1 protein-coding gene is annotated in these 237 nt (G+C 68.8%); it reads left to right on the top strand.

Features of this window, described 5'->3' with window-relative positions; genetic code table 11:
* Window positions 1-237, top strand: a 237-nt coding sequence (locus tag HA630_RS02045; protein WP_166832195.1) for an SDR family oxidoreductase, incomplete at both ends; no start/stop codon positions are given.

Here is a 237-nt window from a genome sequence, read left to right as displayed (position 1 = left end):
CATTTTGGTCAACAGCGCGGGCACCAACGCCACCCGGCGCAATTTCGACGTGCTCACCCCCGAGGCCTGGGACGAGGTGGTCGCCATCAACCTCTGCGGCCTGTTTTACTGCGTGCACGCGGCCCTGCCCGCCATGCGCCGTCAGGGCGGCGGCCTGATCGTCAACGTCTCGTCCTGGGCCGGCCTGTACGCCTCCAGGTTGACCGGGCCGGCCTACAACGCCACCAAGCGCGCGGT

The sequence above is a fragment of the Aquabacterium sp. A08 genome (assembly GCF_011742065.1).
This window is presented reverse-complemented; position numbering and strand designations above follow the sequence as displayed.